Origin of the sequence: Nitrososphaera sp. (assembly GCF_013388945.1) — an archaeon.
Taxonomy (GTDB): Archaea; Thermoproteota; Nitrososphaeria; order Nitrososphaerales; family Nitrososphaeraceae; genus Nitrososphaera.
This window is the reverse complement of record NZ_JACAEH010000010.1, coordinates 92,870-104,758: the sequence shown is the minus strand read 5'-3', so window position 1 is coordinate 104,758 and position 11,889 is coordinate 92,870. Positions and strand designations below refer to the sequence as shown.

Here is an 11,889-nt window from a genome sequence, read left to right as displayed (position 1 = left end):
TTCAGCAGGTGGTTCCTCAGCTGGCTGCTCCTCCGTAGGCTGCTCTTCAGCCGGAGGTTCTTCAGCAGGTGGTTCCTCAGCTGGCTGCTCCTCCGTAGGCTGCTCTTCAGCAGGAGGCTCTGGTGCCTGCGCGGCCACGACATTGAATAGCACCTCTATGGTCCTGCCGTCGTAGGAGGCCAGAACCCTGTACATTCCAAGGTCGGAAGTGTCCGCCGGTATGCTAAACTGGTACTGGTACGAGCCATCGGGTGCCACCGCAATCTGCTCCGAGCTGTAAGGCGTGCCGTCGGTGAAAGACACCTGGATCTGCATCTGCTGTACAGTGTTGACCGACCCGACGTTTCCTGTGACAGTCACCGTCTCGCCGGCTGCATATTCAGGCTTGTCCAACTGGATGGTTTCTGGCTGCGGCTGGAGCACCGGTGCTGTTGGCGTTACCGGAGGCGATACCACCGGCGCAACGGAAGTTGTGAACACCGACTCGGCATGGTTGTTGGCAAGGTTTGTGTCATCGGTTATCGACGAAAGGTCTGCCGTGATTATCGCCTGCTGGCCCAGAGAAATCGGGGTGGCGTCGGCCACTATCCTTGTCTCAGAGCCTGCAACTATTGTGCCCAGGTAGCACTCGATTATGCCCCTCGAGCCGTCGGAGCATTCCGCTCCCTGGATAAAGTTGATCTGGAAAAGTGGCGTCTGGTAAAATGCGGTTAGCTTTACACCGACTGCGCTATCAGGGCCGGCGTTTCTGACAATGAATGTGACAAGCGTCTGTCCCGACTGGCCGGCTGTAACGTCTATTCCAAGCGAAGCCTCTGAATTCTTGGTGACTGTCTGCGCCGCCGAAACGACTGTGCCCCGCTGAGCCTTCAGGTCGTCTATCTGGGCCTGCAGTGAGTCGGTTTTTATCTGAAGCTCGCCGATGGCGTCCCAAATGGCCCTGAACGGGTTGGTCGCAGAATCATCGGCAAATGCAAACGAGCCCTGCGACACGGTGGCGCCTATTACAAATGCAAGCAGCACAAAGGCCATGGGCTTGCCCCAGAAATTCTTGACGTTTATGGTCATCCCTCCAAGCTTGAAAGACCTTATGAAGTCGGATGGCCTGCCCGCTTTCACGGTGTAGTATTAGGGGCCATATTATTTAAATCTATCTTTAAATCTTCAGATACCCTGCTTCCCCTGAACCTGCAATGAGGGGCGCCCATCGCCTTGCACTCTACTTCTGAGAAGCGCCAGTTGCCTCCAAGTGCGTACGAGGCGGCCGCGCCGAGCGCGCCGGTGATAAAGTCATCGACAGGCGACTTGTCCTTTATGTCAGACATTATCGAGTCGTACCACACCACCTCGATGAGGTTCTTTTCCATCGCGGTTATCTCGAACCTTCCCCATCCCTTGAGCCTCCAGAGTATAAGAAAAGACTCGATAAAGTCAGTCTCGGTCTTTGCCGCCACGTCCTCTACAAACTTGCTGACCTCACTGACATAGTCCTTGCCCCATTCGTAAAAGAACGCATGGACCTGCGTCCCGAGCATCGATTTTGTGTATTTGTACAGGTTGGAAAGTATGTTTGTAGGCATCACAAGCACGCGCTTGCCGTCTGCCTCGAACAGCTTGCTGTTCTCTTCAAGAAGCGACACTGCGTAATCCCTGAACGTCGCCTCGTCGTCCTCGCCAATCTTGTCTGCAAGCATGCCTGCCCTGTCCGCGTCTGCTACCAGCGTCCACAGTTTGGCGACGCCCACCCTGCGGCTTACGATGATGCCGTCGACCCGGAGCATCGAAAGGTACTTTGACATGGCGCCCTGCGTTATGCCAATTTCTTCTGCAACCTTTGCGCCGGTCATTCCTTCAGGATGCTGCGTAAGGAGCTTGACCACTTCTTCCTTGATAGAGGCATAGTCCTGCCATTTCCGCTTGGGCTGACTTTCGAACTCCGTATTCTGCACCCGAATCCGTTTGAATATAGATTTAAATCCTTTTTAAGGATTCTCTTTCAAAGCTAGATTTTCATCAAGGTCAAGCGTGAGGTGCCTGCCCTGAGTCACGTTTCCACCTTCCGGCGCGCCGGGCACGATGTCTCCTGCCGTGAGGGCAACCACCCCGGCGGCTATTGCAGCAGCTATTATGCCTGCTACGATGGCAATCAGGACTCCCCTTGACATCCTGATTCCTTCAGCACGTGTTGTTAAAAATTATGCGGCGCATCCGCTAGGAAATGGACGAATAGAAAGAAGGGGGATGGGCCTAACCCGGTTATGTCAGGGTTATGGTCCAAGTGATGGTCAGCTGGTCGCCGTTTGCAAGGCTCACTGCAGTGAAGGTGTTCTCGGCCATCATGGTTCCGCCAGTTCCTGCGGTGAAGAGGCCTGCCTTCTGCACGTTGTTGTGGGTCGCGCTTGCAGTGAATGTGTTGCTTACGGTGTAGGTGCTCTGGCCGTTGGTGTGCGCATAAGCGCCCTGAGTCCTTGCAAGACCGCCTGTCGTGATCTCGCCTGTCAGGGTGGTGTCGCCTGCCGCCGGAGCGCCAGTGTCCGCGCTCAGCGCGATATAGTTTGCACCGTTAGCGCCCGGGCTTGTAGAGCCAAGCTGCGCAGAGATAAAGTCCTTGCCCGCGTTTGTGATCAGGTTGTGATCCTCGTGGCGGTAGATCTCCTGGCCGTCCCTGGTCACCGTGACCACGACGTACCCGTGGGGACCAACGCTGTCCGTAGTTGCTTGGGTACCAAGCAGAGCTGTTCCCGGAGCGATAAGGCCTAGCACTAGTGCTGCCATTGCCGCTGGTGCAGCCGCAAGCATGATACCGCGGTTGGATTTCTCCATACCACCCTATACAAGAGCCTATTATTTAAATCTATATTTAAATTCAGAGGGAAAATCCGGTGACATCTAATAGTGGCACCCTCTTGCTTATAAAGAGGACCTCACCGGACCTGCATATCCCTTGTTTCAGACGCCTTGGTGCCGTCTATCAGGTCTTCAAACTGGACTTGAAGCTTGTAGTCGCCCTCCCTGCCAAACACGTTCTGGCCTCCATAGTCAAACGACCTTGTAAGGTTGTACGGGCCGTGCGTTATCACCATGAACCTGCAGTCGTCGGCCTTCCGGTAATAGGCCACGCGCTCGCCCTCCGAGCCGTCCAGATACAAAAGCTCTGCCTGGAGCAGGTGGCAGTTTGATCCGTATCCTTTGACTGTTGCAGTAAAGTTGGCGCTGCCGTTTACGCCATAAGTGTCCTGCAGGCCCTGGATTTCAAGCACCGCCGGAGTAAAGTACGGCACGGCGATGACTTGCGACTGGGCCAGCGCGACAAAGACTGCAAATCCGGCGGCAGCCGCGCCGGCTGCCAAGTACGCGACCCTGACCATGCAGGAATGTCTTTTGGGCGTGTGGTTTTTATTTTTTGGGAGCGCCCGCTTCCCTTTGCAGGATATTTAAATATAGATTTAAATAATAGGGTCTCGTTATATAGCGCATGCCAAACGGCCAGATGCGCATATACGCAGCCGCGCTTGTAGGCATCTCGCTTGTCGCGATTGGTGCCGCCCTGCCACTGGGCGCATTTTTCGCAGGCAACGGCAGGACTGCCGAAGGCCTTGCCTTCAAGGGCAACGTCGACATTGCGCTTTATGACGAGTTTGGCGTTTTAAAGGACGAGAGGCACATAGACAACCTGATAGTCGACGCCGGCGTTCAGGGCGTGGCTTCAAGACTGGCCCCGCACGACGGCTCGATAAACCCGACGACTCCTTACAACTACATCGCGCTTGGCACGGGCAGCACGGCAGTCGCTGCCGGCGACACGGCACTTGCGGCAGAGCTGACAGCAGGCCCTAACTATGCCAGGCTCCAGGACACCACTGCGCAGTACAGCGAATCCACAAAGAAACTCGTCCTGTCGGTGACCTTTGCGCCGGGGCAAGGTACTGGCGCTCTGAGGGAAAGCGGCATCTTTAACGCCGCGGCTGGCGGCAACATGTTTGCCCGGCAGACCTTTGCAGAGATCCAGAAGGCTTCGGGCGACACGCTGACTGTTACCTGGACGATAACTCTTACGCCGTCTTGATCAAATGATAGTGGGGTTGGGCGTATTCACTGGGCAAATAGCTCTTTCCAAGACATACCCTTTGTATTTTGTAGCGCTGGCCCTGCTAGGCATCTTTGTTGCAACCTGCGTGCTGGTCCTGCCTGCGTTTGCAGAGCCGGCGCAGGCAAAGCCCATCCCTGTTGCACACACCCTGGCGATAGTTGAATCTGTCCACGTCGTGTCTGTGATGGGAAACGCCGGCAGCATGCCGGCCGTGCACGTGCGCGCCATTTCAGACTCGCTGAGCGTCTCGGCGGCGTTTCCGCAGCAGACAGGGCAGAACACCGTTTACAGGTCTCATGCGCCGTCCTCTGCAGGCCCGCAGAGGATAGAAGAAAGAAGCCCCCTGCAGCCGGTGCAGAAAAGGAACGTCCAGTACACAGACACGCGGGCCTTTGAGGGCGTGTCCGCGACCCCGATAGTTGTCATGGTTACACCAGATACCGGGCCGCATGATGGCGGCGGAGAGGACTCGCCCGACGATCCGGATTTACAGTACCTGTTCCTGTCTGAAAAGTCCATAGGTGCTGCAAGCGGCTATTCAGCTGCAGCCTACGGCGCGATGGGCGTTGCAGTCATCGCACTGTATTCGCGAAATTCCGGCGTGCTTGGCTTTGCGCGCAAAAGCGTTCTTGCAGGCGCTGGCGCATACGTTCTGTCGCGCTACGTCGCCCTGGGCAGGGGCGCAAGGGTGGCCGCGCTTGCCGGCCTTGCCACGGTTGCCGTGGTATCTGCAAACTCGAGCGATCTTTCCGCGTTTGCTGACAGCCCCGCCGGGATGGCCTACAGGATTGGCACAAGCGGCGGCCTGGGATACCGCGAATGGGACCCTTCAACCTCGAGCTGGAGCTCGGAAGCCTCGCTTACCTCTGCCGGGGCCCAGATAGAGGCAGTCAAGTTCCTCTACAGCCCTGTTGCAGGCTCGGAGCTGAGGATAATAGGCGTCCGTGAGACAAATGGCGAGATAGACATCTACTACTGCACCGCAGACTGCACAAACCCTGCAAGCTGGACCGGTCCGACGCTTGTGGCAGACATGGGCACGCCGACCGGCGGCCGGAAATACTTTGACATGGCGTTTGAGCATGCAAGCGGCGACTTGCTCATAGTCTACGACAAGACCACCGCAGCCGACACGAACGACTTTTTCTACCAGGTGTTCGACGCCGACACGTTGACGCTTTCAGGCGAAAGCGGCTTTGACTACATCAGTGACACAACTACAGACAACGACATACGCTTCTTCAAGACGGCGTCAAAGACAGGCAGCGACGAAATAGCGATGGTGCTCCTGGACGCCACCAACAGCGACGCGGTCGCGCTCATCTGGGACGGCTCGTCCTTTGGAAATCAACTGACCGTGACTGACACGGTGCTGTCAGCATCCCTGACGGGAGAGTCAATTGGAATTGCGTACGAGAGTTCAAGCGGGGCCGCGCTGGTGGTAGCGCCGGGCCTTGCAACAAACGAGGTGCGCTACGCCAGGCACACTGGCTCGTGGTCCGCGGTGAGCACGCTTTCCGGCGGCATAAACCCGGACGTAACTGGCGATGATCCTGTCTGGATGACCGTAAAACCGGATCCAAACCCGAGCTCGAACAAGATAATGGTCTGCAGCACGGATGACGTAAGTGATTTCAGCTGCGTCCAGTTCGATGCGGGGGTGCCGGGTACGCCATTTCGGCATGACGCGGCGACTGGCGGCGCCTCGCGCAGGGGAGATTTTGCATGGGTCGGTTGGGACTCGACCGGCCTTGCGCTCTGGTACGACAACGCAGCGGCCAGCTACCAGCACAGCCGGTGGGACGGCTCGGGCTGGGGCACCGAAGTCTCGACGGCAGTGGGGCAGGCGCTGATATGGGTAACCGCCGTCAGCGACAACGACTCGACGACGAGCGGGGTCGACTCGCTGTGGGCGTTCTACTCGCAGGCTGCGCCTGACAACATAGGGGACGGCGAGTACGACTCGACGACGTTTACGCTGAACGGCCTTGGCACCATCTCTGCTAGCGCCGGCACTGCAAACACGGACGACGTGGTCTCGCTGGATTCAAGGAAGCCCCGGTCGTATTCGCGGTCGACGTCAGACTCTGTCATGGTGTCTGCCGGCATAACTGCCAAGATAACCGGCAGGGCTGTGCCTGATTCGCTACCCGTGTCAGACTCTGTCGCACGGGTCTACAACAACGTCGAGCCTACCTCCAGCTCGATTGCAATATCCGATGTCATCTCTACCAGCCTGTTTTCACCGGGCAACGCGTACATCTTTGAAAACCTTGGCATCGCAGATTCGGTTCACATAACAGTGCCGCGCTCGATGTCTGACGGCTTGTCTGTGGCAGACACGCCGTCAAAGCGGGCAGCCAAGCCCGTGGCAGAAACACTAGCGCTTGCAAGCGATGTAGACACGAGGGTGGCAAAGAACATACCAGAATCCCTGTCTGTGGCAGACACGCCGGCAAGGATGCTTTCAGCCCCGCGCTCGGTGCCTGTCACTATAACCTTCACAGACTCTATACCTTCCGACAGCAACGCCGCCGGGATGGCCTACCGGTCTGCCACCGGCAGCGGCGCAAACTTTCCAAAATACCGCGAGTGGAACCCCCAGACCTTTGCCTGGAGCCAGGAAGTCGAGCTCCCAAGCGCAGGAAGCCCTGTCAGGTTTGCATGGATAGAGTTCAGCCCCGTGTCTGCAAAGCGCGTGATAGTGACCCTGAGCGACGACGGGTTCCTGGATTCCTACGCATGCGACAACCAGTGCACGCAGGCCGGCTCGTGGACGGTGCAGAACAACGTGGTGGAGGTCCGGTCGGCACTGACAGGCATCGAGCGCCCCTTTGACATAGAGTTTGAGCGCACCTCCGGCGACCTGATGCTCGTATACGACAGGGTGTCAACAGACAGCTCGCAGGACCTGTTCTACAGGATAATGCCAGATTCGTCAAACACGTTTGGTTCAGAATTTTCCATAAACGATACAAGCGAGACTGCGACGGATATTTCGTATTCATTCATTAGAATGGACTCTCGCAGGACGTCAGGCTCTGACGCCATAGGCATGATAGCCCTTGACGCGACAAACTCTGACGCGGTCGCGTTCGTGTGGGACGGCGGCGCATGGGGCAACGAAAGCGAGCTGACAGGCACGGTTTCTGCAACAAGCACGGAAGTGATAGACGTCGCCTACGAGTCAAACTCCGGCAACCTGGTCGCTGTCGCAGGCGAGGGGACGGACATACGCTACAACAGGTTCACCACGTCCTGGCAGACAAGCTCCACAGGAGCCGGAACGTGGGCGGTAGGGACGGTCAACTGGCTGAACCTCACTCCCAACCCTGCATCATCCTCAAACGAGGTGTTTCTTGCCGCCACCGGGAGCGCAAGTGACCTTGACTCTGCCTACTGGGACGGGTCGTCGTGGACGGACCACGCAGAGCACGACGCCGGCCTTGGAGGCACAGCCGGCCGTGGTTTTGACTTTGCCTGGACAGGCGACAGCAACGCAGGCGTGCTCATCTGGCGTACCCAGATCGACTTCTTGGATTTCAAGCGGTTTACGGCGCCGGACACATTCTCAACACAGGGAGCCTTTGCAGAGAGCGCAAACCACAACTGGGTGCAGCTTGTGACAAACCCCACGTCGGCAGACTATGTTGCGGCGCTTGGCGCCACCATAGACGTCAGCAACGACATAGGCGGAATAAGGTGGGACGGCGGCGCGGCCGATCCGACATCGACCGGCGACAACGGCATCACGCTTTCCGGGCTCGACACGTACGAATCCATGCAGGTCAACTTCCAAAAGTCCAAGGCGGTCAAGAGGTTCGTTTCTGATTCGGTGACTGCCACAGATTCTGCCTCGCGGCTCTACCATGCTTACCGCCTGCCGCCGGATACGGTCCAGCTTGGCGACTCGATAACAATGCACGTCACAAGATCAGTCCGGGCGTCGATAGGCATTTCAGACTCGATTGCCCGGGGCGCCTCCCGGTCAACTGCGGACCCTGTATCAATCTCAGACTCGATCTCTATCGACGTGTTCTCGCCGACAAATCCGCGGCTCTTCCAGACGCTGGCAATAACCGACAAGATAGTGGTATCGATACCGCGCCAGCTTGAAGACTCTCTTTCCGTCTCGGCTTTGGTTTCCAAGGCAGTGTCAAAGAACCTGCCTGTCGAGCTTTCTGTGACAGACAGCCTGCCGCTTACAGTCCCGGTATCCATTGACGACGGAATTGCGGTATCGGATTCTCCTGCAAGAAAGCTTGTCGCGCCGCGCCAGCTTGCAGACTCGGTTGGCGTCTCTGACGACGCGCACCTTGACGAAAACGTGGCCGCCATTGCCTACCGGTCTGCCACTGGAAGCGGCACCAGCTTCCCCAAGTACCGCGAGTGGGACCCGGCCGGACAGGCGTGGACTGCCGAGGTAGAACTCCCAAGCGCCGGGAGCCCCGTGAGGTACGCATGGCTTGAGTTCAGCCCGGTCTCTACCAAGCGCGTCATCGTGACCCTGAGCGACGACGGGTTCCTGGACTCGTACGCATGCAGCGACGCATGCACCGATCCCGACAGCTGGACTGTCCAGAACAACATCGTGGACCTGTGGACGACTGCTCCGGGAGGCGTACAGCGCCCCTTTGACATAGAGTTTGAGCGCACCTCCGGCGATCTGGTGCTCGTATACGACAGGGTGTCAACAGACAGCTCGCAGGACCTGTTCTACAGGATAATGGCAGACTCTTCCACGACGTTTGGAACGGAATCGACCATAGACGACACCACTGCTTCGGACACCGACGTCGTGTACTCGTTTGTGCAGATGGACTCTCGCAGGACGTCAGGCTCTGACGCCATAGGCATGATAGCCCTTGACGCGACAAACTCTGACGCCGTGGCCTGGATATGGGACGGCGGCGCATGGGGCAACGAAAGCGAGCTCACAGGGACGGTCTCTGTCACAAACAGGCAGGCTGTCGACATCGCCTACGAGTCTAACTCTGGCAACCTTGTGGTGGCGGCAGGCGAGGGCACCGCTGTCAGGTACAACAGGTTCACCACGTCCTGGCAGACAAGCTCTACTTCCACCGGCACCTGGGACACGGGCACAATCAACTGGGTCAAGCTGGTTCCAAACCCTGCTTCAAACGAGATCTTTATGGGCGCGGTGGGCTCTTCAAACGACCTTGACTCTGCCTACTGGGACGGGTCGTCGTGGACCGACCACGCAGAGCACGACGCCGGCCTTGGAAGCATTGCCGGTCCGAGCTTTGACTTTGCCTGGGACGGCGCAGGCAGCGGAATCATAATCTGGGGCACGACTGCAGGCCAGCTCGACTTCAAGAGGCTCACCTCTCCTGACGTGTTCTCGTCGCAGGATTCGTTTGCAGACACTGGCTCGCACAACTGGATTCAGCTTGCTGCAAACCCGCTCTCAAGCGACAGCGTGGCCGTACTTGGCGCCACCATAGACAATGCAAACGACATAAGCGGCTTGCGCTGGAACGGCAGCGCCTCAAGTCCGACATCGACCGGCGACAACGCCATCACCATCTCCAGCCTTGACACCTATGAATCGGCGCGCGTGGACTTTCAAAAGGCGCAGCGCATAGGCAAGACGGTCTTTGATTCCGTAGGGCTCTCGGATTCTGTATCGAGGCTGATTGTGGTGAACCGCACAATCAACGAGTCGCTGGCGCTTGCCGTGCAGGCAACCACACACGCGCCCACGCCGGTTGCCGACGGGTTTGTGATCGACGACAAAATCAACTACAGAGTAACTAGATTCATTGCAGTCGCGCTCGATGTTGAAGATGCCATTGTGGCCGAGCCCAGCAGCGGCGTCCTTGACACAGTCGGGCTGCAGGACGGGATTTCGATAGCCGTAACCAAGCTCATTGGCGACTCGCTTGGAAGCTCGGACGCGCTGGCACTCAAGCCGTCCAACATCCGGCTGGACGACGGGGTAGCAATAGCCGACGCGGTAAACACGGGCATCCCTGTTCTGCTTTCAGACGGGATAGGCGTTTCCGACGTGCTGGTGGGCGCCAGAAGCGTGGACATAAGCGACTCGATAGGTGTCGCGGCCGCCCTGACCGACGTCTCGTGGAGCAGGACTCTGGCTCTTGCCGACGGGCTTGGGCTGGCAAGCGACTCCTGCACCCCTGCCGAGTGTCTGCTCAACCTAGTCCTCGGCGAGTCGCTTGCGCTGCAGGACGAATGGCTGCCCCCGCCAGGCGCGCAGGACACTATCGCAGTCGTTGACAGCGTGGCCACAAACGCCTTGTACCACACGCAGGTCGCAGAATCACTGTCGGCGTCGGACCGGCCGGAAACGGCGCTTGCGGTTGCTCCTCCCGACATCCCTGCGTCGTGGGACCTGACGGAGATGCCCCGCGCGATGATAGTCACAGAGCCCGGGCTGGTGGAACCTCCGGAGGCACAGGAGCTTCCCGGCACCTACAGCGCTTCCGGCGGCATAGCGTCGCTTCTCCAGCAGACCGACATGCCCGTCTACAACACCAGCCAGATGACCTCTGCGACTGACATGACAGGCAAGACTATTGTACTTCCGCTGTTCCAGGTGTCGATGACGCCTACAGACGACATGCCCGGGCGCAACGCCATCCTCACGCCAATAATAGACTCCCTACCTGCAGACGTCAAGCTGTCGCTGCCCGTTGACATCGGCTCGACATTGTCAGAGGAAGCAGAGGCGCATCCTGTAAGCTGGATGAACCTGGACTTTGCGCCCGACTCTTCCGGCAGCAATTTTGCGCTCATGCTCAGCATGCTTGACACCAAGCCCGCTGCAGCGCAGGACGTGAAGGCGCAGGTCAGCGCGTTCTTTATCGACCTGGACTGGACCGGCAGCTTTGCAGGCTCTGCGACGCCGGCTGACTCTGGCTTTTACAGCAAGCCTCCTGACCTGACGTTTGCCATAACAGACGCGTGGGCTACAGGTCAGGACCTTGCAAGGGATCAGAACGGGGTGCCCGTGATGGAGATGTTCCTGCTCAACGACGCCACCGGCGAATGGGAGAGGGTCCCGGGCATCGACAGCCCTGCCGGCGCCGTTGATGGTTCGTATACCTACGTCGCCCACCTGCAGCACTTCTCGACCTACGTGGCGACCAGCGCCAAAGCTCCATCCGGCTTTTCGCAGGGCGCCCCGCGGGAGCCTGTCTCTTCCTTTACGGCGCTTCTATCAGACACTGTATCAGTCACCGACTCTCAGGAAGGCAGGGCGCTTGAGCTCATCGAAGAGTTTGCCGGCAAGAAGACCGCCGTTACGGTCCTGGAACTGCTCAACGTGGCGTCAAAGCCCATCGCATTTGGAAAGACCCTGCAGGCAGGCACGAACGTATCGGTAGGAATAGCGCTCGACGACGTGTCCACGTCCAGCATAATCCCGCCAGAAGTGAAGGCCACACTCGTCCTTGACGTGAAAAATGCAGGCGGCAGCATGGAGCGCTTTTTGCTCAACATCAGGTACTTTGACCAGTCAGGCAAGGTAGCCTACGACACCTCGCAAAGGATCGAGATCGGCCCGTACGAGTCGTCGCAGATGATAGTGCAAGTTCCATTCACGACATCCGGAGACTTTGTAATAAGCCTGGACGCAAGGTCGGAAGCTGAAAACCGGATACTTGGCACCGCCCAGATAGAGGTGGCAGTTCCGTGGCTTGCCGTGAACATGCACCTCATAATCGCCACCGCGGCGGCCACGTTTGCGGGTGCCGGGACCATGTTGGCATATATCCTGAGGCGGCAAAAGACAGGTGAGGATGCTCAGGTTATCTAGC

7 protein-coding genes are annotated in these 11,889 nt (G+C 58.1%); 2 read left to right on the top strand and 5 right to left on the bottom strand.

Going from position 1 to position 11,889, the window contains the following annotated elements; genetic code table 11:
- From HXY31_RS06345 to HXY31_RS06325, 5 genes are all read right to left on the bottom strand, one after another.
- On the bottom strand, positions 1-1,119 hold a 1,119-nt coding region (locus HXY31_RS06345; RefSeq protein WP_292640996.1), incomplete at its 3' end, for a hypothetical protein.
- The gene (locus tag HXY31_RS06340) at positions 1,116-1,949 is read right to left on the bottom strand and encodes a V4R domain-containing protein (RefSeq protein WP_292640994.1); all 834 of its coding nucleotides are present in this window, start codon (positions 1,947-1,949) and stop codon (positions 1,116-1,118) included. The genes HXY31_RS06345 and HXY31_RS06340, both read right to left, overlap by 4 nt.
- Before the next feature lie 33 nt (positions 1,950-1,982).
- Positions 1,983-2,165, bottom strand: a complete 183-nt coding sequence (locus tag HXY31_RS06335; RefSeq protein ID WP_292640991.1) for a hypothetical protein — start codon at positions 2,163-2,165, stop codon at positions 1,983-1,985.
- A 91-nt stretch (positions 2,166-2,256) separates the two neighbouring features.
- Positions 2,257-2,823, bottom strand: a complete 567-nt coding sequence (locus HXY31_RS06330) for a hypothetical protein (protein WP_292640989.1) — start codon at positions 2,821-2,823, stop codon at positions 2,257-2,259.
- A 101-nt stretch (positions 2,824-2,924) separates the two neighbouring features.
- Positions 2,925-3,368 carry a hypothetical protein gene (locus tag HXY31_RS06325; RefSeq protein WP_292640987.1) on the bottom strand — a complete coding sequence of 148 codons (444 nt, stop codon included), beginning with the start codon at positions 3,366-3,368 and terminating at the stop codon, positions 2,925-2,927.
- A gap of 107 nt (positions 3,369-3,475) precedes the next feature.
- Between HXY31_RS06325 and HXY31_RS06320 the strand changes: the two genes are divergently transcribed.
- Together HXY31_RS06320 and HXY31_RS06315 are read left to right on the top strand one after the other, a co-directional pair.
- Positions 3,476-4,066: a hypothetical protein gene (locus HXY31_RS06320; RefSeq protein WP_292640984.1), complete on the top strand. Its 591-nt coding sequence runs from the start codon at positions 3,476-3,478 to the stop codon at positions 4,064-4,066.
- A 61-nt stretch (positions 4,067-4,127) separates the two neighbouring features.
- Positions 4,128-11,888, top strand: a complete 7,761-nt coding sequence (locus tag HXY31_RS06315; protein ID WP_292640983.1) for a hypothetical protein — start codon at positions 4,128-4,130, stop codon at positions 11,886-11,888.
- The last annotated feature ends 1 nt before the right edge of the window (position 11,889 follow it).

Bases quoted from the DNA above. Each gene is read 5' to 3' on its own strand.
- HXY31_RS06335 (WP_292640991.1), bottom strand. From the start codon at position 2,165: ATGTCAAGGGGAGTCCTGATTGCCATCGTAGCAGGCATAATAGCTGCT.
- HXY31_RS06330 (WP_292640989.1), bottom strand. From the start codon at position 2,823: ATGGAGAAATCCAACCGCGGTATCATGCTTGCGGCTGCACCAGCGGCA.
- HXY31_RS06325 (WP_292640987.1), bottom strand. From the start codon at position 3,368: ATGGTCAGGGTCGCGTACTTGGCAGCCGGCGCGGCTGCCGCCGGATTT.
- HXY31_RS06320 (WP_292640984.1), top strand. From the start codon at position 3,476: ATGCCAAACGGCCAGATGCGCATATACGCAGCCGCGCTTGTAGGCATC.